Origin of the sequence: Allobosea sp. AK1, from assembly GCF_006714945.1 — a bacterium.
In the GTDB taxonomy this organism is placed as follows: Bacteria; Pseudomonadota; Alphaproteobacteria; order Rhizobiales; family Beijerinckiaceae; genus Allobosea; species Allobosea robiniae.
This window is the reverse complement of record NZ_VFMG01000001.1, coordinates 4,459,283-4,483,487: the sequence shown is the minus strand read 5'-3', so window position 1 is coordinate 4,483,487 and position 24,205 is coordinate 4,459,283. Positions and strand designations below refer to the sequence as shown.

Annotated in this window: 28 protein-coding genes and 1 tRNA gene; 6 read left to right on the top strand and 23 right to left on the bottom strand. The window is 66.7% G+C overall.

From position 1 onward, the window contains the following. Positions 1-15: 15 nt before the first annotated feature. Both FHT98_RS21560 and FHT98_RS21555 read right to left on the bottom strand, forming a co-directional pair. The gene (locus FHT98_RS21560; RefSeq protein ID WP_142115253.1) at positions 16-834 is read right to left on the bottom strand and encodes a class I SAM-dependent methyltransferase; all 819 of its coding nucleotides are present in this window, start codon (positions 832-834) and stop codon (positions 16-18) included. A gap of 231 nt (positions 835-1,065) precedes the next feature. Beyond that, positions 1,066-1,143 (bottom strand) — tRNA-Pro (locus FHT98_RS21555). Between the two features lie 588 nt (positions 1,144-1,731). On the opposite strand from FHT98_RS21555, the gene FHT98_RS21550 reads away from it, so the two are divergent. Then, a complete protein-coding gene (locus tag FHT98_RS21550; RefSeq protein WP_142115252.1) occupies positions 1,732-1,974 on the top strand; it encodes a hypothetical protein in 243 nt (80 codons plus the stop codon). A 52-nt stretch (positions 1,975-2,026) separates the two neighbouring features. Here the strand turns inward: FHT98_RS21550 and FHT98_RS21545 are convergent, their stop codons facing one another. Both FHT98_RS21545 and FHT98_RS21540 read right to left on the bottom strand, forming a co-directional pair. Then, entirely contained in the window at positions 2,027-2,650 is a 624-nt protein-coding gene (locus FHT98_RS21545) for an alpha/beta hydrolase (RefSeq protein WP_142115251.1), read from the bottom strand. Positions 2,651-2,756: 106 nt separating this feature from the next. Then, positions 2,757-3,689: a ring-cleaving dioxygenase gene (locus FHT98_RS21540; RefSeq protein ID WP_142115250.1), complete on the bottom strand. Its 933-nt coding sequence runs from the start codon at positions 3,687-3,689 to the stop codon at positions 2,757-2,759. 202 nt (positions 3,690-3,891) lie between these two features. Between FHT98_RS21540 and FHT98_RS21535 the strand changes: the two genes are divergently transcribed. The 4 genes from FHT98_RS21535 to FHT98_RS26285 all read left to right on the top strand — a co-directional run bounded on the left by FHT98_RS21535 (position 3,892) and on the right by FHT98_RS26285 (position 6,792). Next, the gene (locus tag FHT98_RS21535) at positions 3,892-4,317 is read left to right on the top strand and encodes a DoxX family protein (protein ID WP_142115249.1); all 426 of its coding nucleotides are present in this window, start codon (positions 3,892-3,894) and stop codon (positions 4,315-4,317) included. Between the two features lie 47 nt (positions 4,318-4,364). Beyond that, positions 4,365-5,330 carry a LysR family transcriptional regulator gene (locus FHT98_RS21530; protein WP_061964007.1) on the top strand — a complete coding sequence of 322 codons (966 nt, stop codon included), beginning with the start codon at positions 4,365-4,367 and terminating at the stop codon, positions 5,328-5,330. Between the two features lie 54 nt (positions 5,331-5,384). After that, positions 5,385-6,533 carry a peptidoglycan-binding domain-containing protein gene (locus tag FHT98_RS21525; RefSeq protein WP_142115248.1) on the top strand — a complete coding sequence of 383 codons (1,149 nt, stop codon included), beginning with the start codon at positions 5,385-5,387 and terminating at the stop codon, positions 6,531-6,533. 88 nt (positions 6,534-6,621) lie between these two features. Then, positions 6,622-6,792: a hypothetical protein gene (locus FHT98_RS26285; protein WP_185745239.1), complete on the top strand. Its 171-nt coding sequence runs from the start codon at positions 6,622-6,624 to the stop codon at positions 6,790-6,792. A gap of 10 nt (positions 6,793-6,802) precedes the next feature. On the opposite strand, the gene sugE is transcribed toward FHT98_RS26285, so the two are convergent. The 7 genes from sugE to FHT98_RS21490 all read right to left on the bottom strand — a co-directional run bounded on the left by sugE (position 6,803) and on the right by FHT98_RS21490 (position 11,571). After that, complete coding sequence (sugE, locus tag FHT98_RS21520) at positions 6,803-7,120, bottom strand: quaternary ammonium compound efflux SMR transporter SugE (protein WP_113585605.1); 318 nt, start codon at positions 7,118-7,120, stop codon at positions 6,803-6,805. 154 nt (positions 7,121-7,274) lie between these two features. Then, positions 7,275-7,814, bottom strand: coding sequence for a MerR family transcriptional regulator (locus FHT98_RS21515; protein ID WP_465246920.1), 540 nt, complete (start codon positions 7,812-7,814; stop codon positions 7,275-7,277). Beyond that, positions 7,811-8,125 (bottom strand): integration host factor subunit alpha, encoded by a 315-nt coding sequence (locus FHT98_RS21510; protein WP_047573001.1) that lies wholly within the window; start codon positions 8,123-8,125, stop codon positions 7,811-7,813. The genes FHT98_RS21515 and FHT98_RS21510 overlap by 4 nt, the downstream gene beginning before the upstream one ends. Positions 8,126-8,315: 190 nt before the next feature. After that, positions 8,316-9,293, bottom strand: coding sequence for a beta-ketoacyl-ACP synthase III (locus FHT98_RS21505; protein WP_091855537.1), 978 nt, complete (start codon positions 9,291-9,293; stop codon positions 8,316-8,318). A 12-nt stretch (positions 9,294-9,305) separates the two neighbouring features. Then, positions 9,306-10,364 carry a phosphate acyltransferase PlsX gene (gene plsX / locus FHT98_RS21500; RefSeq protein WP_061964015.1) on the bottom strand — a complete coding sequence of 353 codons (1,059 nt, stop codon included), beginning with the start codon at positions 10,362-10,364 and terminating at the stop codon, positions 9,306-9,308. Between the two features lie 114 nt (positions 10,365-10,478). Then, positions 10,479-11,036, bottom strand: coding sequence for a YceD family protein (locus tag FHT98_RS21495; protein WP_082617019.1), 558 nt, complete (start codon positions 11,034-11,036; stop codon positions 10,479-10,481). Next, positions 11,026-11,571 carry a ubiquinol-cytochrome C chaperone family protein gene (locus FHT98_RS21490; protein ID WP_142115247.1) on the bottom strand — a complete coding sequence of 182 codons (546 nt, stop codon included), beginning with the start codon at positions 11,569-11,571 and terminating at the stop codon, positions 11,026-11,028. Before FHT98_RS21490 ends, FHT98_RS21495 begins: the two co-directional genes overlap by 11 nt. A gap of 137 nt (positions 11,572-11,708) precedes the next feature. Between FHT98_RS21490 and FHT98_RS21485 the strand changes: the two genes are divergently transcribed. Continuing rightward, positions 11,709-12,203, top strand: coding sequence for an outer membrane protein assembly factor BamE (locus FHT98_RS21485; RefSeq protein WP_170843276.1), 495 nt, complete (start codon positions 11,709-11,711; stop codon positions 12,201-12,203). An 84-nt stretch (positions 12,204-12,287) separates the two neighbouring features. On the opposite strand, the gene FHT98_RS21480 is transcribed toward FHT98_RS21485, so the two are convergent. The 12 genes from FHT98_RS21480 to FHT98_RS21425 all read right to left on the bottom strand — a co-directional run bounded on the left by FHT98_RS21480 (position 12,288) and on the right by FHT98_RS21425 (position 24,138). Then, a complete protein-coding gene (locus tag FHT98_RS21480) occupies positions 12,288-13,214 on the bottom strand; it encodes a DMT family transporter (protein ID WP_142115246.1) in 927 nt (308 codons plus the stop codon). Positions 13,215-13,440: 226 nt separating this feature from the next. Continuing rightward, on the bottom strand, positions 13,441-15,597 hold the full coding sequence (locus FHT98_RS21475; protein ID WP_113585602.1) for a sodium-translocating pyrophosphatase: 2,157 nt from the start codon (positions 15,595-15,597) through the stop codon (positions 13,441-13,443). A 214-nt stretch (positions 15,598-15,811) separates the two neighbouring features. After that, a complete protein-coding gene (allE, locus tag FHT98_RS21470; protein WP_142115245.1) occupies positions 15,812-16,612 on the bottom strand; it encodes a (S)-ureidoglycine aminohydrolase in 801 nt (266 codons plus the stop codon). Positions 16,613-16,645: 33 nt separating this feature from the next. Further along, a complete protein-coding gene (locus tag FHT98_RS21465; RefSeq protein WP_113585600.1) occupies positions 16,646-17,848 on the bottom strand; it encodes an MFS transporter in 1,203 nt (400 codons plus the stop codon). Between the two features lie 36 nt (positions 17,849-17,884). After that, entirely contained in the window at positions 17,885-18,880 is a 996-nt protein-coding gene (thiL, locus tag FHT98_RS21460) for a thiamine-phosphate kinase (protein ID WP_142115244.1), read from the bottom strand. Continuing rightward, entirely contained in the window at positions 18,880-19,347 is a 468-nt protein-coding gene (gene nusB / locus FHT98_RS21455; RefSeq protein WP_061964031.1) for a transcription antitermination factor NusB, read from the bottom strand. Before nusB ends, thiL begins: the two co-directional genes overlap by 1 nt. Then, positions 19,344-19,853, bottom strand: coding sequence for a 6,7-dimethyl-8-ribityllumazine synthase (gene ribH, locus FHT98_RS21450; RefSeq protein WP_061964033.1), 510 nt, complete (start codon positions 19,851-19,853; stop codon positions 19,344-19,346). The genes nusB and ribH overlap by 4 nt, the downstream gene beginning before the upstream one ends. A 34-nt stretch (positions 19,854-19,887) precedes the next feature. Continuing rightward, on the bottom strand, positions 19,888-20,535 hold the full coding sequence (locus FHT98_RS21445; RefSeq protein ID WP_142115243.1) for a riboflavin synthase: 648 nt from the start codon (positions 20,533-20,535) through the stop codon (positions 19,888-19,890). Then, positions 20,535-21,632 (bottom strand): bifunctional diaminohydroxyphosphoribosylaminopyrimidine deaminase/5-amino-6-(5-phosphoribosylamino)uracil reductase RibD, encoded by a 1,098-nt coding sequence (gene ribD, locus FHT98_RS21440; RefSeq protein WP_185745238.1) that lies wholly within the window; start codon positions 21,630-21,632, stop codon positions 20,535-20,537. Before ribD ends, FHT98_RS21445 begins: the two co-directional genes overlap by 1 nt. A gap of 85 nt (positions 21,633-21,717) precedes the next feature. Then, on the bottom strand, positions 21,718-22,212 hold the full coding sequence (nrdR, locus tag FHT98_RS21435) for a transcriptional regulator NrdR (protein WP_061964039.1): 495 nt from the start codon (positions 22,210-22,212) through the stop codon (positions 21,718-21,720). A 41-nt stretch (positions 22,213-22,253) separates the two neighbouring features. Next, positions 22,254-23,552 carry a serine hydroxymethyltransferase gene (gene glyA, locus FHT98_RS21430; RefSeq protein WP_142115241.1) on the bottom strand — a complete coding sequence of 433 codons (1,299 nt, stop codon included), beginning with the start codon at positions 23,550-23,552 and terminating at the stop codon, positions 22,254-22,256. A gap of 121 nt (positions 23,553-23,673) precedes the next feature. Next, entirely contained in the window at positions 23,674-24,138 is a 465-nt protein-coding gene (locus FHT98_RS21425) for a helix-turn-helix domain-containing protein (RefSeq protein ID WP_142115240.1), read from the bottom strand. Positions 24,139-24,205 lie beyond the last annotated feature (67 nt).

The window sequence follows — 24,205 nt, the reverse complement described above, 5'->3', positions numbered from 1 at the left end:
GCAGGCGAAGCGTGCTCAGCCCCGGCCCTTGCGGACGACGACATAGGCATAGGTCGTCACGAAGCTCCAGCCGACACGCGCCGCCAGCGCGTTGAAGACGTGATCGACCTGCTTCAGACCCGGCATCCGGTCGAAATAGCCGTGCCCCCAGAAGCGCTGGACATGGGTTTCGGCGAAGCCCGCCCGCCTCAGCATCGGCTCGAGCAAGGCGGGGTTGCCGCGGCACCAATCATAGAGCGCGGGGAATTTCGGATCGCCGCCGCCGTCGCGACGCGCCGGGAACAGGGCGTGGACGATGGCGTGCGAGACCTTCTCCGGCAGGACATGGTTGAGGGCAAAGACCGGCGCCCAGAGCGTCGGGAAGAAGGCCAGCGCCACGCCGCCGGGAGCCAGCAGCTCATGGATATTGGCCCAGGCCCGCTCGACCCCGTCGACATGTTCGAAGACCATGCGCGACACCATCATGTCATAGCCGCCACGGGTGACATCCGGCTCGCTCAGGTCCCCGGCGATGTCGAAGCGTGCGGTCTTGAGTCCGCGCGCCGTCAGCGCCAGCTCGCCGGCATCGATATCGTTGACGATGAGATCGATGCCGTTGCGGGCGGCCTGCTCCTGGGTGAACAGGGGATCGCGGCCGCCGCCGATCTCGCAGACGCGGCGCAGGCCGAACTGATGCGCCAGTCCGAGGATGGTCGCCTCATAGTGATCCCAGGCCCATTGCGAGTGCCAATCGGGCTTGATCCCGGTGAAGAAATTCGCAAGCGAACCGGCGGCTTCCGTCATCTCCCGACGGCCCGGCTCGGCGGCCGTGATCGCAAGACTCGCCATGGACATGATCGCTTCCGCCTCTTCGTGCCCTGCCCGCCCCGATCACGACATTGGCTGCGCGACGGCGCGAGAGCAACGACAAGCCTAAGGAAGGGTTAATCACGGGAGCCGCAACGGCGCGAGCGAAAGGCGAATCCATCGCCTCGAATCAGGCTCGGCTCATAGCGCCGCAAAGGCGCCTCGCGACGCCCGAAAGCATACGGGAGACGGCTGGCCGTTGATTTTCAGGGATTTGAATGGTCGGAGCGAGAGGATTCGAACCTCCGACCCCTTGTCCCCCAGACAAGTGCGCTAACCGGGCTGCGCTACGCTCCGACGGGTCGGCTTATAGTGGCGAGGCGCGGCAGATGCAATGCGCTTCGAGACGATCATGAACAATCCCGTCGCATGACGGCAACGGCTCGTATCGCCCAGGCGATTGCCGTCAGGCCGACGGCGCCGAACCCGCCTTCTAGAGCGCCGGATCGGCGATCGACGGGCGCGGCCCTGATCCTCATTCTCAGAACCTGATCCGGACATCGCATCGGCCTTTCGAAAGCGGACACCCCAAATGGGGGCTGCGCGAACACTTGCGTTGGAGCGATGATGAAAGTGCGGCTCCGGGTCATTCGATCATGAAACACAAGCAACAGATGTCGCTTATCGCGCGGCGTGCCCAAATCCGGCGTGCGGCCGCCGGGCGGAAAGATCTCGCTTCGGCGCAGCCAGCGGTCCGCCCGGTTCTGCGCCTGGTCTCTTCGCGCTCCGAAGCCGAGCGAAACCAGCATAACCAACATCGCGAACTGACCTCCGCCGTCGAATAGCCGCCGGCTTCCGATCACGAAGCACGTTCAGGCAATGGTCATCTGCGATGGCCTTTGATGCCGATGCGGCACGCGGATTGCCGCTGCGTCGACGATCAGCATGGACGGTATCGCGTTGAGACAAAATGGATTCCATTGCGGGGATTGCGGCTCGCCGGGCGTCTCTGTTCCGCACGCGCTCAGCGATGCGAGCGTGGTCTCCTGCGCCAATTGCGGATTGAACCTGGGGTCCTGGGCGGAGTATCGCCAACGGATCGACATGGCCCTGATGGCCGAGCAGGCCGGGAAGGCGCGCCGCCTCATCGTGGCGGACCCGGTCGGAAACGTGCTCGCCCGGGCCTAGAGCACCGGACTGAATGCCGTAATCAGTCCGATGCTCCCGATGCTGCCTTTGATCAGTTGCGCGCCAGCCAGTCGCCGAGAAGGCCGATATCGGCCTGCCCGAGACCATGCCCCGCGGGCAATGCGCGATGCTCGACGGCGGCGCCGCTCTCACCGAGCTGGCGCGCCAGCGCTTCGGCATTGGCTTTCGGCACGATCGGATCGAGCGCGCCCGACAGGATCAACACCGGCTTGCCCGTGAGATCGGCGCGCGGCGGCTCGGCGAAGGGAACCATCGCGCGCAGGAGCGCGGCACCGGCCAGGATCTCGGGCCGCTGCAGCAACAGCGCCGCCGCAATATTCGCACCGTTGGAGAAGCCGAGCGCGATCGGCGCCGGCAGGCCGTAGCGCTCCCGCGCCAAGAGCACGAAATCGGCCAGCTCGTCGGTGCGCTGCCTGAGATCAGCCTCGTCGAAGACACCCTCGGCCAGGCGGCGGAAGAAGCGCGGCGCCGCTCCTTCGAGAACCTTGCCGCGCGGCGAGAGCAGGCTTGCTCCCGGCGCGACGGTGCGACCGAGCGAGAGCAGGTCGCGCTCGTCGCCGCCGGTGCCATGCAGGAGCAGGAGCGGCCTGCGGGCCGGATCGCTGCCCGGCTCGAAGACATGGATGAAATCGGTATCGACGGTCGTGGCGGTCATGGTCGTCTCCCTTCATCGAGCGGAACCGCCCTGCCCCTTGCGATAAGCAGGCAAGGCGTCGTGGTGTCGCTCCGCCGCCCGCCTGAACGGCGGGCGGCGGGTCTCGTCAGCCGAGGTCGGGCAGGACCGCCTCGATCTCCTTGCGATGCGCCTCGTACTGAGGCGGCAGCTTCAGCGAACGGCCGAGCTCGGCCGCGGGCTCGTCGATCGCGAAGCCGGGGATATCGGTCGCGATCTCGAACAGGACATGGCCCGGCTCACGGAAATAGACCGAGCGGAAATAATTCCGGTCGCGCTGTTCCGTGGGGCTGATGCCGTGGTTCTGAACGAGACGGCGCACCATCTCCCCCTGCGCGGCGTCATCGGCCGCCCGGAAGGCGATATGGTGGACCGAGCCCGCGCCCTGCCGGGCCGGCAGGAAGCCGCCGGCGACGCGCAGGTCGATCACCCCGCCGATCGCCGTGCCCTTCGCGGCATAGCGGATCAGCGTGTCCTCGCGCCCGATCTCGGTGAAACCGAAAACGTCGCTGAGGATGGCCCCCGTCGGTGCGGCATCGGCCAGCAGCAGGCTGACGCTGTGGAAGCCGCGCAGCCCATGCTCGGCGGGAATGCCGCCGTCAGCCCAAGCCGGCTCCTTCTCGACACCGGGCAGGCCAACAAGGGCGAGCCTCATGCCGTCCGGATCGCGGAAGCTCAGCACGGTCTCGCCGAAGCGCTTGACCGGCACCTCATGCGGCACGCCCTGCTCGACGAAGCGATGCGCCCAGAAGCCGATCGAACCTTCCGGAACCCGGAAGACCGTCTCCTGCGTCTCGCCGACGCCGAGGCGGCCCGGAGCGGCATGCTCCCACGGGAAGAAGGTCAGGATCGAGCCGGGCGCGGCATCCACATCGCCGAAATAGAGGTGATAGGTGCCGGGATCGTCGAAATTGACGGTCTTCTTGACGAGGCGCAGGCCGAGCACCCGAGCATAGAAGTCGAGATTGCGGCGCGCCGGGCCAGAGATGGCGGTGACGTGATGAAGGCCGTTGATCTGCATGGCAAGCTCCTCCGTGTTCTCGATCCCGATGGGCAGATATCCGCCCCGTTGGCTGGAAGATCGGCATGGAAGCGGCCGAGCGCCAGAGGCAATTCATTGCATTGATGCAATGTGACTATCGCCAATCTACAATTTGATTTGCGCATGAGTCCGATCGATCTTCTGCCTCGAGACCAACCGGTCCTGTTTCAGGAGACGTCCCATGATCGACAATCGCCTCGCTCCTTATGGCGCCCTTGGCCTGCGCGTCGCGCTCGGCCTGATGTTCATCGCCCACGCCTATCTCAAGCTCGTCATCTTCACGCCCGCCGGCTTCACCGGTTTTCTTGGGCAGGTCGGACTGCCCGGCTTCCTCGCCTGGCCGATCATGCTGGCCGAGCTCATCGGCGGCATCGCCATCCTCATCGGCTTCCATGGCCGTCTCGTCTCAGCCGCGCTGCTGCCGGTCCTGCTGGGCGCTCTCGCCATCCACGCCCCGAACGGCTGGGTCTTCAATGCGCCGAATGGCGGCTGGGAATATCCGGCCTTCCTTGCGCTCACCGCCTTCGCGCATGTGCTGATCGGCGATGGCGCGCTTGCCGTCGCCGGCACGCGCTCGGCCCTCAGCGCCAAGCCGGCCTTGGCGTGACGCGAGCCCGCCTTGAAGGGGAGCGTCCCTTGGCCGAGAGTGAGCGGATGAATCAAGCCGCGAAGCCTCTGGCCTGGGACGATTTCCGCCTGATCAAGGCGATCGCCGACAAACGGGCGCTGCCGGCGGCCGCGGCAGCGCTCGGCGTCAACCACTCGACGGTGTTCCGTCGCCTCGGCCAGATCGAGGAGGCGCTCGGCACCAAGCTGTTCGAGCGTCACCGCAGCGGCTATGTCGCGACGCCAGCCGGCGAGGAAATGATCCAGCTCGCCGGCCGCGTCGACGACGACATCACCGCTTTCTCGCGCAAGCTCGCGGGGCAGGAGATCAAGCCGGCCGGCGAGTTGCGCGTCGCCACCAACGACTCCCTGCTGGTCGACCTGCTGACGCCGCTCTTTGCCCGTTTCCTCGCGCAATGCCCGGACATCCGGCTCGACATCCTGATCGGCAACCAGGCCGCCAATCTCTCCAAGCGCGACGCCGATGTCGCGATCCGCGCCACCGACAATCCGCCGGAGACGCTGGTCGGCCGCAAGCCCGCCCGGATCGCCTGGGCGCTCTATGGCCGTGCCGCCGATTTCCCCGATGCGGAGCTTCCCTCTCGCGAAAGCCTGTGGGAGCGCAGCTGGGTTTCGCTCGGCGACCAGTTCACCATGCTGAGCGCGGTGCGCTATCTCGCCCGCCACGTCACGCCGGAGCGTGTCGTCTACAAGCTCAATACCGTGCTCGGCCTTGCCGAGGCGGTCGAGGCCGGGATCGGCATCGGCTTCCTGCCCTGCTTCATCGGCGACACGCGCCCCGGCCTCAGGCGTTTCGGCGAGCCCGATCCCGATCTCGCAGCCGACCTCTGGCTGCTGACCCATCCGGACATGCGGCATACGCCCCGCGTCCGGCTCTTCCTCGATTTCCTGGCGGTCGAGCTCGGGCGGTTGAAGCCGCTGGTCGAGGGGGAGCGCCCGATCGGCCGGACCGCGGCGCCGGCCGGTGCGCCTGCGGAATCCCAGCTTCCATAGCAGGGTCCCACGCCGCTCATCCCTCATGTGAATGACGAGGCCGGAGCTTCCGCAATGTTAGCTCTGGAGGAAGGCGGCAGCCTGTTTCGGGCGCTGCCGGAATCGCGGCGCTGGCGGCCGCCCGCGATTGTCAGGGCCAGCCGCGACGGGGGGCCGAACATGCCGGAGCCTGCCAAGAAATCGATCGCCAAAGGGGCGCGCTGCAACAATACAGCCTCCGTCCAGCACACGATCAACATGGTCTATGGCGGCAAGAACAACCTCAAGGTCGACGGCATCTTCGGTGACAACACCGAAAGCGCGGTCAAGACTTTCCAGCGCGCCTGTGGGCTTGGGGACGATGGCAAGGTCGGCAACGACACCGCGACCCGCCTGTTCGACGAACATTCGCTGACGCAGACCATGACCTTGATGATTCCCGAGAAGGCCTTCGAGCTTACCGGGAAGAGCCTGCCGCCGCCGCCGCTGCTCGACGCGGCGGGCGCCCTGCTATCGCGCGACAAGCTGGTCAAACTCTGGACCGATGCGCCACGGCTCGAAAAGACAGGGCTCGAGCTGCCCCAACTGGAGCTACGGCAGCCGGGACTGCGCACCGCGACGATGATCGCCCACGGCGTCAAGCAACTGGGGCCGTTCCATGTCCTGGACAAGCTGCCGACATTCGACCCCCGGCTGCCCCATACCCTGTATCTTTACGGCGAGTTCAAGGATTTCAAAGGCTTTTCCGTCAGCTATTCGGTCGACAAGGTCCTGCAACCGCAGCTGCCCGGTTTCATACGGCCTTATTTCAAGAGCGAGTTCTTGCCTAAAGCCAGCATCGAAGATCGCAATCTCTCGGTCGAGTTTCGTTCGTCCGCCGGCATCTCGACACCTGTGATCAATGTCGCCAACCGCCTGCAGTTGGGAGCCCAGGCCAATTTCTGGACGACGATCAAAGGAGCCATCGGCCTGGGCGGGGCTATCGGCCAGGCCTCCGCGGGGGCCAAGATCGAGACGAAGGCAATCGCCAACATCACGAAATCGGAAGTGCGGCTTGGCCCAGTCCGGCAGATTCAGATCGATGCCGTCGTAGGCTTCGATGCGGGCGTCTCGATCCAGGCCTCGGTCTGGTCGGACCGGGCCAGGATCAACATCCTTCCACCGGGCTTCGATTTCTCCTCCACCGTGGGCCTGCGCGTCGGAATCGAGTTCCAAAAGAAATAGCGCCGGCAGCCTTTGGCAGAATCCCGGCCGCCGAGCGAGGGCGACGGAAAATTTCCCATCGACCGGCTCCGTGCTGTAGGCTCGCCCGATGGAGATCGTCATTCCCCTGATCATCGGCCTCAGCCTGATCTGGCTGATCGGCCGCGGCGTGCCCTGGAACGCTAAGCTCATGACCATTCTGGTCACGCTGGCGGTCATCGTCCTGATCGTCATGATCGAGCGCGGCGGCTACTGGCCGGAATCCTGGCGCCGGAGCTGAGCCTCGGCGCTTACGCCGAGACCAGCTTGAGTCCGACGATCCCGGCCACGATCAGGCCGATGCAGGCGAGCCGCAGAGCGCCCGCCGGTTCGCCCAGCAGAGCGATGCCGAGGATCGCCGTGCCGATCGTGCCGATGCCGGTCCAGACCGCGTAAGCCGTGCCGACGGGCAGCGATTTCAGGGCAAGGCCGAGCAGGCCCAAGCTGACGACCATGCTGGCGCCGGTGAACAAAGTCGGGACGAGCCGGGTGAAGCCTTGCGTGTATTTCAGGCCGATGGCCCAGCCGACCTCGAACAGGCCCGCGATGAACAGATAAAGCCAGGCCATGCCGGCGCTCCCCAGTGATGAGGCGCGACGATCCGCGCCGGTACGGGACGTGCCAGGTCGTCCTCGGCCTTGAAGCTATGGTCAAGAGCGGAGCGATCAACCCGCGTCGCGCCTGCATCGACGCAAACGCCCCGGGCGCGACCGCAAGTCTGGATCAGGCGGAGTCCGGCGCCGGCTGCAGGGCCTGCTCGAGGATGCGTCGGCACTCGCCGAGCTCCTTCAGCACCGCCGTGAGGACCGAGATGTCGTCAAGCCCTTCGGGAACGGGCTGCCGATAAGGCGCCAGCCGTTCGGGTCCCGCCTCGGCAGCGGCGCCAGGCATGGCGCCCGGACCGCCCGGCGTGACCGCCGGCGCTGCGCTGCTCATCGCCCCGATCGGTGCACCCCGGCCGATCGCCTGGACATGGCGCGGCCCCTGCTCCTTCAGGATGCGCTGCAGGCCCTTGATCGTATAGCCTTCGCCATAGAGCAGGCGCCGGATGCCCTTGAGCAGGGCGACGTCGTCAGGCCGGTAATAGCGGCGTCCGCCGCCGCGCTTCAGCGGCTTGATCTGGCTGAAGCGGGTCTCCCAGAAACGCAGGACGTGCTGGGGTATGTCGAGGTCTTCGGCGACCTCGCTGATGGTCCGGAAGGCATCTGGGCTCTTGGTGTCCAATTCGGCCTCTGTATCGCCGGCGTGGAACTCCAGGCTCACTCAGTCTCACCCTCACCCGTCTGCCCGTTGATGCGGGCCTTCATCACGTTCGAGGGCTTGAACACCATCACGCGACGCGGCTCGATCGGGACCTCAACGCCAGTTTTGGGATTACGCCCGATTCGTTCGCCTTTGTCTCGCACGACGAACGATCCGAACGAGGACAACTTCACATTCTCGCCGCGCGCGACCGCGTCGCAGATCTCGTCGAGCACCGCCTCGACAAGCTTCGACGACTCCGTCCGCGACAAGCCGATCTTCTGGTAGACAGCCTCGCACAGGTCCGCACGAGTGACCGTTTGCCCCGCCATTCATATCCTCCAAGGCGTATTGCGGGCGGCGGCCTGAAACCGCCAACCCTTCGCCATTATGGACGGCGGACGCTAGGCGCCCCCGTCGCGCGGGTCAATCCTCAAGCGCGGCGATTGTGCCGGCTTAGGCCAGAACCGACCCGAAATGACGATGATTCATGACAATTTTCGTGAATTATCTACCGCTGGGTCACCAGCGGATCAGGGCCGAGCCCCAGGTGAAGCCGCCGCCCATCGCCTCGATCAGGACGAGCTGTCCGCGCTTGATGCGGCCGTCGGCATGGGCCTCGGCCAGAGCAAGCGGTATCGAGGCCGCAGAGGTGTTGCCGTGGCGGTCGACGGTGACGACGACATGGTCGTGGCTGATGCCGAGCTTGTCGGCCGTGGCGTCGATGATGCGCCGGTTGGCCTGGTGCGGCACGAACCAGTCGATATCGGCGCCGGACAAGCCCGTCTGCTCGAAGGTGTGGCGTACCGTCTCGGCCAGGTTGGTGACGGCGTGGCGGAAGACCTCCTTGCCTTCCATGCGCAGGAAGCCGACCGTCTTGGTCGAGCCCGCGCCGCCGTCGACATAGAGCTTGTCCTTGTGGCGGCCGTCCGAGCGGATATGGGTGGTGAGGATGCCGCGATCGGCAAGCGTCCCCTCGCCCGGCGCGGCTTTCAGCACGACGGCGCCAGCGCCGTCGCCGAACAGCACGCAGGTGGCGCGGTCCTCCCAGTCGAGGATGCGCGAGAAGGTCTCGGCGCCGATCACCAGGGCGGCGCGGGCACCGCCCGTGGTCAGGAACTTGTCGGCGGTCGCGAGCGCAAAGACGAAGCCCGAGCAGACCGCCTGCAGGTCGAAGGCCGCGCCGCCGGTAATGCCGAGTGCCGCCTGGATCTGCGTCGCCGTGGCGGGAAAAGTGTGATCCGGCGTCGCGGTCGCGACGATGATCAGGTCGATCTCGGACGGGTCGATGCCGGCGTCGGCGATCGCCGCCTGCGCCGCCTTGAGGCCGACCACCGAGGTCGGCTCGTCATCGGCCGCGACATGGCGCTGGCGGATGCCGGTGCGCTGGACGATCCACTCGTCGCTGGTGTCGACGCGGGCGGCCAGCTCGGCATTCGTGACGATGCGCGCGGGCAGGTAGGAGCCGCAGCCGACGACTTGAGAGCGCAGGATGGACAAGAAGGTTGTTCCCTATTCCGCCTCGGCGGGCTGCGCGGCCATCAGCTCCGGACGCGTGCTCGCGGCGACCATTTCGCGGACCTTCGCCATCAGGTCCTCGCGTGCCATTTCATAGCCCAATTCGGCGGCGCTGGCGAAGCCGATCGCATCCGTACCGCCATGGCTCTTGATGACGATGCCTTCCAGCCCGAGAAAGACGCCGCCGTTCGACTTGCGCGGGTCGAGCTTGTCCTTCAGCGCCGCGAAGGCGCCACGGGCGAAGACATAGCCGATCTTCGCCATCAGCGAGCGGCTCATCGCGGCGCGCAGGTAATCGGCGATCTGACGGGCGGTGCCTTCGGCCGTCTTCAGAGCGATGTTGCCGGTAAAGCCCTCGGTGACCACGACATCGACCGTGCCCTTGCCGAGATCATCGCCCTCGACGAAGCCGTGATAGGCGAGATGCGGCAGGTTGCTTTCGCGCAGGATGCGGCCGGCTTCCTTGACCGCCTCGACGCCTTTGATCTCCTCGACGCCGACATTGAGCAGGCCGACGGTCGGCCGGTCGAGATCGAGCACGACGCGGGCCATGGCCGCGCCCATCACGGCGAGGTCGACGAGATGGCGCGCATCCGCACCGATGGTGGCGCCGACATCGAGCACGATGCTCTCGCCTCGGGCCGTCGGCCACAGGCAGGCGATCGCCGGCCGGTCGACCTGCGCCATCGACTTCAGGCAGAATTTCGACATCGCCATCAGCGCGCCGGTATTGCCGGCCGAAACCGTGACATCCGCCTCGCCCGTCTTGGTCGCGTCGATCGCGCGCCACATCGAGGATTTGTAGCGGCCATAGCGCAACGCCTGGCTCGGCTTGTCGTCCATCTTCACCGAGACCTCGGTGTGGTGGAATGTCGTTACCGCCTTGAGCTTCGGGTGCTGATCGATCAGCGGAAGCACCTGCTTCTCGTCGCCGAAGATGACGAATCGGGCATCCGGACGGCGCTCGAGCATCAACGCGGCGCCGGGTATGACGATGGTCGGGCCGTGGTCCCCGCCCATCGCATCGAGCGCGATTGTAACCGGTCTTGTCATGGAATTCTGGCGTGTCCCGGAGATGGCCGACCTTCAATCCGGGGCGGCTCAGTGCCGGCCGGACAATAGCGGTTTGGGCCAGCGCCGCAAGCCGCGCAAGGGCCGCGAAGCGCTTCAGTCACCGCGTTTCAACTTTGCCAGCGCCGCGAAAGGCGATTCCACGGCGGCGTCGCCCGCGGACGAGTCGAAGCTGGCACCGGGCTTGCGCGGATAGGGATCAAGCGCCAGCGCGAGGAACTCCAGTGTGACCCCGCCGAGATCGATCACGCCGTCGATGATCGGCTCGGGCGGATCGTCCTCGTTCAGCAGCACTTCGATATCGATCTCGGTATCGTCCCGCTCGTTGCGCCGGGCGAAGGCCGCGCTCTCCTCCTCCGATGTGAAATCGAGCTTGACGGGTATGTCGAGCTGAACCGGGAACGGCTCGAGCGTCACGACGCAGGCCTGGTGGAGCCGGGCCGCGATGCGCCCTTCGAGCTTCACGCGCTCGCCATTGCGCGACAGGACATGGCGCGCCTCCAGGAATTCGATGGACACGAGGCCGAGCTGCGCCGCGATGGCCGGCAGCTGCGCGGCCTCCGCCCGCACCACGACCTCGGTGCCGCGGGTGCGGATCGCCTCGATCCGGATCGGATGGCTGAGCGGCAAGGCTGGGGCACGATCAGGCGTCATGAGCGACCTCCCGGGCCGAGAAGGCGGGAAAGAGATTGTCCCGGTTCATGATGCCGTCCAGATCGGCGGTGGCGAGCGCCTCCTGTGCGGCACGAGCATAGGCGGCCAGCGCAGGCGCCGCTTCCGGTACGCAGGCGTTGCGCCCCAGCGCTTCGGCCAGTGCCTCCAGACCGGGAGCGGCCAGCGCGGCCTCATAGGCCTGCACCCGGCCGTAGAACATCTGGCCGATCTTCTTCATTCGCTTGGGCACGGCGACATCGCTGATGCCGCCATTGCGGAAACCGAGCTCGAGATAGGCGAAGCAGGCATCGATGAATTCCTGCGCCAGATCGGCGGCCGGAGGCGGCAATTCGCGCAGCCGGCGCAGCACCAGCAGGACATGCAGGGTCAGCGATTCGAAACGGCCTTCGAAGCTGTCGGGAATCCCCCCATCGATATAAAGCGCAGGCAGGCGCGAGGCCTCGGCGACCCGCCCGAACAGCGTGTCCACAGGAGAGCGCCGATTGGCACGCTTGCCGAACAACCCGAAAATCACCTGTTTACTCCCGCCCGCTGCTGCCGGGGCGCACTCGCCTTGCCAAAGCCATTCTCGGGCGTTACGCCAACCCTTACCCTTTTGACAAGCGGCTTGGGATCGTCCCGGGCCGTGCTCGCCTTTCGGATCGTGCCCGCATGACCCAGATCACCCGCCGCACGGCTCTGCTCGGAGCCCTCGCGACCACCTCCCTCATGCTTGCAGGCTGCGGCCCCGATGCAGGCGGCTTCGTGCTGCCGACCTCGGCGGGCATCAACGAGGAGTTCAAGCGCGGCTTCGTGATGGACGATGCGCTGATCGCGCAGGTCAAGCCGGGCATGGACGTGCAGGCCGTGCTGACGACGCTCGGCACCCCGTCGACGACCTCGACGATCGGCAACCGGACCTTCTACTATATCAGCCAGACGATGCGCCGCCGGTTCCAGTTCCAGGATCCGCAGACCATCGACCAGCAGGTGCTGGTGATCTATTTCAACAAGAGCTTCAAGGTCGAGCGCATCGCGCATTACGGCCTGCAGGACGGCATCATCTTCGACTTCATCAGCCGCACCACCCCGACGGGCGGCGAGGAGCAGAGCTTCCTGCGCAACCTGTTCAAGGGCGTCACCAAGTTCAACCCGCTCGGCTCGTAAGCGGGCGCCTTCAGGTCACCGGACATCAAAAGCCCGCGGTGCGAACCGCGGGCTTTTTTGCGCCTTCGCAGCACTGAGGGTCGATCAGGCTGCCGGCGAGCGACTGCGCAGCGGCAACGTCATCGCCAACACGCCGGCGATGACGAGGACGAGCCCGGCCCAGGCGGTCGGCACCAGCGCCTCGCCGAGGAAGACCATGCCGATCAGCACGCCAGTGGGCACCCGCAGATAGGCGACCGATGTCGTCGCGACCGAGCCCAGCCGCGCGATCAGCCGGAAATAGATCACGAAGGCCAGAGCGGTCGAGACCAGCGACAGCGCGACCAGCGCCTGGATCGATTGCACCGAGGGCGACAGCGTCCAGGGTCGGTCCAGCACCAGGCTGAGCGGCAGCAGGACGAACGCGCCGCAGAGCAGCGAGCCCGCAGCCGGCATGATCGGATCGAGCCCCTTGAAGCTGCGTCCGAACAAGGCCGCCCCGCCATAGCAGATGCTGGCGGCGACCAGGGCGAGCTGGGCCCAGAGCTGCTCGCCGAAACCCGACATCGCCTGCCTGCCGACGATCAGGACGGTGCCGGCGAGACCGGCCGCGATTCCGGCCAGGCGCAGGCGCGGCAGGCGTTCCGCCGAAGCCGACAGACAGGAGAGCAGGACAACGAAGATCGGGCTGGTCGAGCTCAGGATCGTCGCCAGCCCGGCATCGACGCTGCGCTCTGCCCAGGCGATCAGGGTGAAGGGGACGACGCTGTTGAGGCAGGCCTGGACGATGAATAGTCGCCACGTCGCGAGGTCGCGCGGCAAACGCAGGCCGCGCCAGCGGATGACCATGAGCAGAACGAGGCCAGCGATGAGGGTCCGGGCCGCGATCAGGGTCAGCGGCGGGATCGTCTCCACGCCGAGTTTGATGAAGGTGTAGGAGCCGCCCCAGAGCACGGCCAGCACCAGCAGGAGGGCAAGCTCCACAGCGCGGTTGGGGGCAGCGGCGGGGCGGTCGAGCGTTTGCGTGGACATGGGTCCTCCTGGGGTTGGCGGGACCATGCCAGCGGGGCGATGCCGGCGCATGCGGGAACGCTACGGACCCGGCCGTAGCTTCGGAGCTTGATTCAAGAGGTTGTCGAACCGATTCAAGTCAGGTCCGCAAGCTATTGCCTTCAAACATTTTCCGCTCTCCGGCGAGCCCAAAGAAAAACCCGCGGCTTTCGCCGCGGGTTCGCGATCGTCTCGATGCTGCCTGCGATCAGGAATGCGCCAGGATCGCCAGCAGCAGGAGCGCGATGATGTTGGTGATCTTGATCGCGGGGTTCACGGCGGGGCCCGCCGTGTCCTTGTAGGGGTCGCCGACGGTGTCGCCGGTCACCGAAGCCTTATGCGCCTCGGAGCCCTTGAGATGGCGCACGCCATCCTTGTCGACGAAGCCGTCCTCGAAGCTCTTCTTGGCGTTGTCCCAGGCGCCGCCGCCCGAGGTCATCGAGATCGCGACGAAGATGCCGGTGACGATCACGCCCATCAGCATGGCGCCGACGGCTGCGAAGGCGTTGTTCTTGCCGGCGATCCAGTAGATCACGAAATAGGTCACGATCGGCGCCAGCACCGGCAGGAGCGAGGGCACCACCATTTCCTTGATCGCGGCGCGCGTCAGCATGTCGACGGCGCGGCCGTAATCGGGCCGGTCCGTGCCTTGCATGATGCCGGGCTTCTCCTTGAACTGCCGGCGGACCTCCTCGACGACGGAGCCCGCAGCGCGTCCGACCGCCGTCATGCCCATGCCGGCGAAGAGGAAGGGGATCAGGCCGCCGAGCAGCAGGCCGACGACGACATAAGGGTTCGACAGGGTGAAATCGACCGTGACGCCCTTGAAGTACTGGAAGGTCGTCGATCCCGCCTTGTTGGCTTCCCCGATGAAGAAGTTCAGGTCCGAGGTATAGGCCGCGAAGAGCACCAATGCGCCGAGGCCGGCCGAGCCGATGGCATAGCCCTTGGTGATCGCCTTGGTGGTGTTGCCGACCGCGTCGAGCGCGTCGGTGGAGTGGCGGACCTCCTTGGGCAGGCCCGCCATCTCGGCGATGCCGCCGGCATTGTCCGTGACCGGGCCGAAGGCGTCGAGCGCCACGACGACACCGGCCAGCGCCAGCATGGCCGTCGTCGCGATGGCGATGCCGAACAGGCCGGCGAAGCTGTAGGAGACGATGATGCCGGCGATGATGACGATCGTCGGCAGGGCGGTCGATTCCAGCGAGACCGCGAGGCCCTGGATGACGTTGGTGCCGTGGCCGGTCACCGAGGCCTGGGCGATCGAGACCACCGGGCGCTTGCCAGTGCCGGTGTAGTATTCGGTGATGACGACGATGAGCAGCGTCACCGCGAGGCCGACCAGCGCGCAGGCGAAGAGACTGCCCGAGGTAAAGGTGACGTTCTGCGTCGTGGTGAAGGAGGCCGAGAAGCCGCCGAACATGGCATAGTTCACCGCCGCGATCGCACCGACCGAAAGCACGCCGGCGGCGATGAAGCCCTTGTAGAGCGCGCCCATGATCGACTGGTTGGCGCCGAGCTTCACGAAGAAGGTGCCGATGATCGAGGTGACGATGCAGGCCGCGCCGATCGCCATCGGGTAGAGCATCATCGTGCCGAGAGCAGGCTGGCCGGCGAAGAAGATCGCGGCGAGAACCATGGTCGCGACCAGCGTCACCGCATAGGTCTCGAACAGGTCGGCGGCCATGCCGGCGCAGTCGCCGACATTGTCGCCGACGTTGTCGGCGATGGTCGCGGGGTTGCGCGGATCGTCTTCGGGGATGCCAGCCTCGACCTTGCCGACGAGGTCGGCGCCGACGTCAGCACCCTTGGTGAAGATACCGCCGCCGAGACGGGCGAAGATCGAGATCAGCGACGCACCGAAGCCCAGTGCCACCAGTGAATCGATCACCGTGCGGCTGGAAGGCTCAAAGCCGAGATAGGAGGTCAGGACGCCGTAGTAGACCGCGACGCCAAGGAGCGCGAGGCCGGCGACAAGCATGCCGGTCACGGCGCCCGCCTTGAAGGCGACGTCGAGGCCCTCGCCCAGCGACTGCATCGCGGCCTGGGCGGTGCGGACATTGGCGCGCACCGAGACGTTCATGCCGATGAAGCCGGCGACGCCCGAGAGCACCGCGCCGATCAGGAAGCCGATCGCCACCCATTTGCCGAGCAGCCAGGCGAGCGCGATGAAGAGCACGACGCCGACCATGGAAATCGTGAGATACTGGCGCTTGAGATAGGCCTGCGCGCCTTCGGCGACCGCACCGGAAATCTCCTGCATGCGCTGGTTGCCGGCATCGCGCTTCATCACATCGCCATAGGCCCAGACGCCGTAGGCTATGGAAAGCGCACTCAATATGATGATGAGAAGCAGAGCTGACATTCGATTTCCTGACCCTAGAGCTTGCAGTCGGCGGGAGCGCTGTCGCTCCTCATTTTTTGCAGCATTGGACGTCAGGCAGCGAAAAAACGGGCCCTCAAGACTCAGGGCCCGCTCCGCGTCGCCAGTGTCAGGCGAATTTGTGGCAAGTTTCGGCGAAGAGCGCAAACGCCTCGACTGACAAATCCGCTCGAATGTCAGGCGGATCGGTGGATCGTCACAGGGCGAGGTCGCGATTGACGTTCTTGTAGAGCAGGTAGCAGGCGTCGCCGTAGCCGGTCGGGTAGAATTGCTGCGGGCAAAAGCCGCCCATCCAGATGAAATCCCGCTCCCAGATCTCGTGCCAGTCGGCGCCGAGCAGGTAGAGTCCCTGCCCTTCCAGCATGTAGAGGCCGTGCTCCATCACATGCGTCTCGACCGCCGGGAAGCAGACGCCCGGCTTGAACCACATCAGGTTCATCTCGAAATCGAAGCGCATGTCGCCATAGGGCAGCAGGAACTGGAAGCCGCGCCCTTCCATGCCGGTGTGATTCGCCATCGGCACGGCGTCCTGATACGAGACGATCGGCTCCGGCACGGCGAGCCCCGGCACCGGCTCGTAGCGCTTGCGCAGGGCGAGCACGCGGACGCCTTCCGTCGATTCGTTGCGCAGGGTGAACGCGGTCGCCGGCGGCAGATAGGCGAACCCGCCCGCCGTGAGCGCCTGCGTCGCACCGCCCGCGACGGCGATCCGGACTTCGCCGGAGAGAACATAGAAGAAGTGCTGGATGCCGTCTTCGCTGAAGGCGGCCGGCGTACCGCCGCCAGGCGCGATCTCGAGGACGTATTGAGCGAAGGCCGCGCCCATGACCGGCCCGGTGAGGACGCGCACGATCGTGTCGCGATATTGCGGCAGGCGGCTGACCAGCACGCCCTCCGGCGGCATGAAGGCGTAGTTGGATTTGATGACACCGCGATTATGCCCGATGGCGCCGGGCGGAACCTGGCCGGTCGCGGGCGGGAAGGCGCGGTTGTTCATCAGTCTGCTCCAATCGAGGTTAGCGGGCCTGGCTCAGGCCGTGGCGGGCCGCTGGAAGCGCTGCCATGCCACCAGCAGGAGAGCAACCATCACCGGCGGGAAGACCAGCCAGTTCACCGCGTTCCAGCCGCCATGGCTGAGCAGGCCGCCCGACGAGAAGGAGGCGATGGCGACCGAACCGAAGACGAGGAAATCGTTGGCTGCCTGGACCTTCACCCGCTCCTCCGGCCGGTAGCAATCCGTCACCAGGGCCGTCGCGCCGATGAAGCCGAAGTTCCAGCCGACGCCGAGCAGGATCAGCGCCAGCCAGAAATGGCCGACGCTCAAGCCGGTGAGGCCGACGACGGCGGCGAGTGCGGTCAGGCCGAGGCCAACCGCCGTTACCGTGCCCTTGCCGAAGCGGGCGATCAGGCGACCGGTGAAGAAGCTCGGCCCGAACATCGCCAGCACATGCCACTGGATGCCGAGCGTGGCGTCGCCGACCGAATGGCCGCAGGCGACCATCGCCATCGGCGCCGCCGTCATCACGAAGCTCATCAGCCCGTAGGCGACGAGCGAGGCCGTGACCGAGGCGATAAATTTCGGCTGGCGCATGATCTCGCCGAGCGGACGCCCGCCGCCTGAACGGACTGCGGCCATCGGCGGCGCACGCAGGCGCGAGACGATCAGGATCGCGACCAGCGCGAGCATGCCCTGGGCGATGAAGCTGGCGGCGAAGGGCGCGGCCGGCGTGAGGTCGCGCGTCCAGTAGACCGATTGCGGGCCGATGACGCCTGCGGCAAGGCCGCCGATCATGACCCAGGAAATCGCGCGGGGCCTGAAATGATCGGTCGCGGTATCGGCCGCCGCGAAGCGGTAGCTCTGGACGAAGGAGCCATAGAGCCCGCAAACGAAGGTGCCGAGGCAGAACAGCCAGAACAGGCGCAGCGAGACACCGCCGGCCGCAATGCTCGCACCCGCCGCGCCCACGAGCGCTCCGATCAGGTAGCCGCTGCGCCGGCCCAGCCGGCGCATGATCATCGCAGCCGGGATGACGCCCGCAGCGATACCGAGTTGAAGCAGGCTGACCGGCACGGTCGCAAAGGCCTGGTCGGCCACGAGCTGCGCCCCGACAATGCCGCCGAGCGAGACGATGATGGCCGGATTGGCGCCGCCGAGCGCCTGGGCACCAGCGAGGACCAGCGCATTGCGCTTTGCGAGCCCGTCGCCATCGAGAGCCGGAACATGCTGATTCATCACAACGCGCCTCGCGGTCGCCGTGATGCGCCGCCGTCAGAAATGAGAGAAGGAGCCCTGCGCGAAGCTGTGCGCCCCACCCTTCCCGCGATAAGTCACCACGCCGGCCTCGTCCGAGATCCGCCCGATCGGCGTCAGCAGAAGCATTGATCCTTCCGCCGCCGCAATCAGAGTAGGATATTCCCTTTCCGAGGCCGTGCAGAGAATTTCGTAGTCGTCTCCGCCGGTCCAGGCCAGTTCCGCCAGTGCGGGAGCGGCCATGAGCGCGGCGCGGGCCGGGCCCGAGAGCGGGATCGCGTCGAGATCGATCTCGGCGCCTGCACTCGAGGCTTTCAACAGCTTGGCGAGATCGCCGACGAGTCCGTCTGAGATGTCCATCGCCGCCGAAGCATGGCGCTGCAAGGCGTCCGCGAGAGCATGGCGCGGCTGCGGATGCAGATAGCGATCGGCGAGGAAGGCGCGATCCTCGGCGCCGAGCGTAGCGACCCAGTCCGGCTTGTCGGGGCCATGGACCTTGAGGCCAAGCGCGCCGTCGCCGATGCTGCCGGAGACGAGCACGACATCGCCCGGCTTCGCGCCGGAGCGTTTCACCATCCGCCCGGCCGGAACCGTGCCGAATGCGGTGATCGAGAGGGTAAGGGGCCCGCTGGTCGAAACGGTATCGCCGCCGATGAGCGGGCAGCCCGCCGCCTCGGCCATGCGGGCGAGCCCCGCTGCGAAATCGGCAAGCCAGCCTCCGGTCCAACCGCCCGGCAGGGCAAGCGTCAGGACGAAGCCTTCCGGCTTCGCTCCCTTGGCAGCGAGATCGGAGAGATTGACGGCGAGCGCCTTCCAGCCGATCGCGTCCGCCGGATCGTCCGGGAAGAAATGGACGCCGGCGACGAGAGCGTCGGCTGTGACCACGACCTCATAGCCGCGGCCGGGCCGCAGCAGCCCGGCATCGTCGAGGAGGCCAAGCCCGCCCGGCCCGGCGATCGGCGCGAAATAGCGGGCGATCAGCTCGAATTCGCCGGGGCGGGACGGTTCGGTCATCAGGCGCTGGCTGGGTCGAACTCTTCGGCGCGGAAGTCGCGGGCCATACGGTCGAGCACGGCGTTGATCATGCCGATCTCGTCGCCCTCGTAGAAGGCGCGCGCGACCGCGACATATTCGGAAATCACGGCGCGGGCCGGCACGTCCTTGCGGAAGGCGAGCTCATAGGCGCCGGCGCGCAGGATCGCACGCACGACGGCCTCGACGCGCTTCAACGGCCAGTCCTTGGCCAGCAATTCGTCGACCGTGCGGTCCACCAGGCGCTGCTCGCGGACGACGCCGCCGAGGATGTCGCGGAAGAAGGCGATCTCGGCTTGCGGCAGTTCGATCTCCTCGACCTCCTTGCCGATCCAGAAATGCTCGAACTCGGCCATCGCCTCGACGACGCCGCGGCCGCCGATTTCCATCTCGTAGAGCGCCTGCACGACCGAGAGCCGCGCCCCGCGCCGCTTCTCGGCGCGGCTCATTGGGACGGCTCCGCCAGGGAGCGCTTGTAGCGCAGCACGGCGAGCGCCGCTTCGGCGGCCCCGCCGCCCTTGTTCATGTCCGAGCGGTTGGCGCGAGCCCAGGCCTGCGCCTCGTTCTCGACGGTGAGGATGCCGTTGCCGAGCGGGAGCGCAAAAGCGACCGAGAGGTCCATCAGCGCACGCGAGCTTTCGCCGGCGACGATGTCGTAATGGCCGGTCTCGCCGCGGATGACGGTGCCGAGCGCGACGACCGCCTCATAGGGATCGACTGACTCGTCGGCGGCACGCAGGCCGATGACGATCGCCGAGGGGATTTCAAGCGCGCCGGGGACGGTGACGACGTCGACGCGGCAGCCTGCCTCTTCCAGCACGGCGGTCGCGCCGGCCAGCAGTTCATCGGCAAGCTTGTCGTAGAAGCGTGCCTCGACGACGAGGACGCGGGCGCCGTCGATCTCGACGGCAGGAGTTGCGGCCTTGTCGGCCGAGGTCTGCCGGGGTCCGGCCATTTCTTCTGTCCTTCTTGGAACGTGATCGGGCTCGTTACCCTTGCGGGCGCGCCTCCGCAAGCCGCGCGGCATACCGTGCCATCAGATCGACCTCGACATGAACGGAGTCACCCTCCTTGCGCTCCCCCCAGGTGGTGACCGCGAAGGAGTGCGGGATCAGCAGCACGGTGAAGACATCGTCCTCGACCGTGTTGATGGTGAGCGAGGTGCCGTCGAGGCAGATCGAGCCCTTGGTCGCGATGAAACGCTCCAGCCCCTGCGGGGCGCGGATATGAAAGCGTGCCGTCGCACCCCAGGGCTCGTCGGGATCGGGCTCGATCGCATCGATCTTCAGGATGCGGCCGGGGCCGTCGACATGGCCGACGACAAGATGGCCGCCGAGTTCGTCGCCAACCTTGAGCGAGCGTTCGAGATTGATGCGCGTGCCCGGCTCCCAGGTGCCGACGACCGTCTTCGCCAGCGTCTCGGCTGCAGCCTCGACCTGGAAGATGCAGCCGGGCTCGCCATCCGTGCGAGCGCGCAATGCGGTGACGGTGAGGCAGACGCCCGCGCAGGCGATCGAGGCGCCGATGGCGATGCCTTCTGCCTCATAGGGGCAGGCGATGGCGAGGCGCTTGAGGCTCGGCCCCTTGCGATCGGCCTCCACGACCTCGCCGATGGCGGTGACGATGCCGGTGAACATCAGCCTCTCCTCGTGAAATGCTCGAAACGGTCGTGACCGATCTGACCGGCCTCGACAAGGGCGTATAGATCGGGGTCGGCCAGCGCAGCGGCAAGCCCCGGACGCACGGCAAGGATGCCGGGCTGCCCCAGCGTTTTCGGAGAGGTCGAGACGATGACCTCATCCGCGAGACCCGCGAGCGCCAGCTTCTCACCGATGCGCGGGCCGCCTTCCGAAAAGACGCGGTTGATGCCGCGTGTCCCGAGCAAGGTCAGCGCCTCACCAAGGTCGAGATGGCCGTCGGGGGCCATCGAGACCCGCATAACCTCGACGCCGGCGGCGACCAGCGCCTGTTCCGGCTCGATCGGCGCGGTCTCGGCCGCGATCACCCAGACGGGAACCTCATGGGCCGTGCGGACGAGCTTCGAGGTCAGGGGCAGGCGCAGATGGGTGTCGAGGATGACGCGGATCGGCGAACGGTCAGCCATGCCAGGCAGGCGCACCGTGAGCTGCGGATCGTCCGCCAGCACGGAGCCGATGCCGAGCATGATGACATCGTGATGCGCGCGCTGGAGATGGACCCAGCCGCCGGCAACCGGGCTCGACACGGCGAGCGGAACGCCCCCTGCTCCGCCGGCATAGCCATCGGCGGTGCGGGCGATCTTGAAGGTCACCATCGGGCGGCCTTGCGTGATGCGCGTGAGATAGCCGCGATGCGCCTGCCGCGCCTCCTCCTCCAGCACGCCGACCGTGACCTCGATGCCGGCTGTGCGCAGCAGGGCATGGCCGAGCCCGGCGATGAAGGGATTCGGATCGGACATCGCGGAGACGACGCGCTTCACGCCCGAGAGGATGGTGTGCTCGACGCAAGGGATGCCGCCGCGCACCGAGCGATGCGAGCAGGGTTCGAGCGTGACATAGAGCGTGCCGCCCATCGAGGCAGCGCCGGCTCGCGAGAAGGCATGCGCCTCGCCATGCGGGCGGCCGCCGGGCTGGGTGTGGCCACGCGCGACCACCACGGGACCGTCCGGCGTATCGCGGGTAATGATGGCGCCGACAGACGGGTTCGTCGAAGTCGTGCCGAGACCCCGCGCGCCATAGGCGAGCGCCTGACGCATGAAGGCGCGGTCGATCGCAGATTTCTGTTCTGGCGCATTTTCCCGATGCGAAGCGGTGCCCGCTTCGCGCGAAAATGCTCTGGGATCAGTCATCGGCGCGCGGCGGCGGGGCGGAGATGCCCTCCTCGTCGATGGTGCCGAGCTGGCCGAGCAGTTCCTCGAAATCCTTCGCCTCGCGGAAGTTCTTGTAGACCGAGGCGAAGCGGACATAGGCGACGTCGTCGAGGCCTTTCAGCCCCTCCATCACCAGTTCGCCGACGGTCGAGCTCTGGATCTCCGCCTCGCCCGAGCTTTCGAGCTGGCGCACGATGCCGTTGACCATGCGCTCGATCCGCTCCGGCGTGACCGGGCGCTTGCGCAGGGCATGCGCGATCGAGATCTCCAGCTTGTCGCGGTCGAAGGGCGTCCGCCGGCCCGAGCGCTTCACGACAGTGAGCTCCCGCAACTGCACGCGCTCGAAGGTGGTGAAGCGGCCGCCGCAATCGGGGCAGACCCGGCGGCGGCGGATCGAGGCGTGATCGTCGGTTGGACGGGAGTCCTTCACCTGCGTGTCGAGGGAGCTGCAATAGGGACAGCGCATTCCGGTTCGCCAGCCTTTCTCAGAGCCCCTTCAACGAAGCCTCAATAGATCGGGAAGCGCGCGGTGAGCGCCTTGACCTTGGCGGTCACAGCCTGCTCGACGGCGGCATTGCCTTCCTCACCATTCTGGCTGAGGCCGTCCAGCACCTCGGCGATCAACTCGCCGACCTGCTTGAACTCGGCGATGCCGAAGCCGCGCGAGGTCGCCGCCGGGGTGCCCAGGCGGATGCCGGAGGTCGTCATCGGCTTCTCGGGGTCGAAGGGGATGCCGTTCTTGTTGCAGGTGATGTGGGCGCGGCCGAGCGCGGCTTCCGCCGCCTTGCCGGTCAGTTTCTTCGAGCGCAGGTCGACCAGCATCAGGTGGTTGTCGGTGCCGCCGGTGACGAGGTCGAAGCCCTTCGACCTCAGCGTCTCGGCCAGCGCCTTGGCATTGGCGACGACGGCATGGGCATAGGTCTTGAATTCCGGCTGCAGCGCTTCGTGGAAGGAGACCGCCTTGGCGGCGATGACATGCATCAGCGGGCCGCCCTGGATGCCCGGGAAGATCGCCGAATTGACCTTCTTGGCGATCGCCTCGTCATTGGTCAGGATCATGCCGCCGCGCGGGCCGCGCAGGGTCTTGTGCGTCGTGGTGGTGACGACATGGGCATGCGGGAACGGCGAGGGATGCGCGCCACCGGCGACGAGCCCGGCGAAATGCGCGATGTCGACCATGAAATAGGCGCCGACTTTGTCGGCGATCTCGCGGAAGCGGGCGAAATCCCAGTGACGGGCATAGGCCGAGCCGCCGGCGACGATGACCTTCGGCTTGTGCTCGACGGCGAGGCGCTCCATCGCGTCGTAGTCGATCATCTGGTCGACCACGCAGACGCCGTAGGAGACGACGTTGAACCACTTGCCGGACTGGTTGACCGGCGCGCCATGGGTCAGGTGCCCGCCAGCGGCGAGATCGAGGCCCATGAAGGTGTCGCCGGGCTGCATCAGCGCCATGAAGACGCCCTGGTTGGCCTGCGAGCCGGAGTTCGGCTGAACGTTGGCGTAAGTGCAGCCGAAGAGCCGGGTGGCGCGCTCGATCGCGAGCTTCTCGGCGATGTCGACGAACTGGCAACCGCCGTAATAGCGGCGGCCCGGATAACCCTCGGCGTATTTATTGGTCATCACCGAGCCCTGCGCCTCGAGCACGGCGCGGGAGACGATGTTCTCGGAGGCGATCAATTCGATCTCATCGCGCTGGCGACCGAGCTCCAGGTCGATCGCGCGCGCGATCTCGGGATCGGCATCATGCAGCGAAGCGCCGAAGAAGGAGTTCGAGAGGTGCTTGTTCAGCGCGGCGTCGGTCATGTCCGGCTCCTGAAGTTCAACGGCCGGTGGGCGCCCGGCTTCGTCGCGGCTCCCCTATCATGCGGCGGAGGGCTGTCCAAGCGATAGATCGCGCGCGGGAAAAGCTGCATCGCCGCAGCGGTCAATTGCCCGGAGCGCGCCGCTTCGACAGCATTTTCTTCTCCTTCTCCGACCGGGACGGCGTGTAGGCGAGCTGGCGGCGCGAAGCCGTGCGCAGCAGCGCCCGGAAGGTCGGGCATTCCAGGTGAGTCGGCGCACGGCAATCCGCGACATGGCGCAGAGCATCGCGCAGGGTCCTCAGCCCGACCATCTGCCGCTGGAGCTCGTCGGCCCGGGCCCGCAACTGCTCGCGCGGGATGTTCGGCTTCCCGTCCGCGCCGAACATCGCGGCGATCTCCTCCAGCGAGAAGCCCGCGGTCTTGCCCAGCCCGATCAGCGACAGTCTGAGCAGGACATCGGGGTCGAACTGCCGCCGCAGGCCGCGACGCGCCTCCGAGCGAATGAGCCCGACCTCCTCGTAATAGCGCAGGGTCGAGGCCGGCACGCCCGAGCGCTCCGCGACCTTTCCAATATCCAGCAACAGCATGCTTGACCTCAAGTCGACTTGAATTCGTAGGCTCTGCCGAACGCATGAATTCGGCAAGAGGAAAAAT